This window comes from Erwinia sp. PsM31 (assembly GCF_030433775.1).
Classification (GTDB): Bacteria; Pseudomonadota; Gammaproteobacteria; order Enterobacterales; family Enterobacteriaceae; genus Erwinia; species Erwinia aeris.
Window position 1 is genome coordinate 1 of the sequence record NZ_JARUWZ010000090.1, and the last position, 266, is coordinate 266.

The 266-nt window shown below is 39.8% G+C and carries 1 protein-coding gene; it reads right to left on the reverse strand.

The genetic code is table 11. From position 1 onward, the window contains the following. The coding region (locus QCD69_RS22590) for an EamA family transporter (protein WP_301253582.1) at positions 1–266 on the reverse strand (266 nt) is incomplete at both ends.

Sequence of the window (266 nt, forward strand, 5' to 3'; positions counted from 1 at the left end):
GCATTAAAAGGCTATTTTCACCTTTCCACGAAATAATGCTAATCCCAGCAACCGCCAATAATGTTCCAATAAGCGAATGAATGTAGATACTTTCTTTTAAAATGAATCGACCAAAAAATAGGGCAGAGATGGCAGCCGAAGCCATGAGTACCACTACCACATTGGCCGCAGCGCCGTGGTTATAGGCAATAGTCTCAAAAAAGAATAGCGAGAAAATTCCTAAAAAAGCACATATGGCAATTTGAGCAAAAACGCTGAGTTTACTT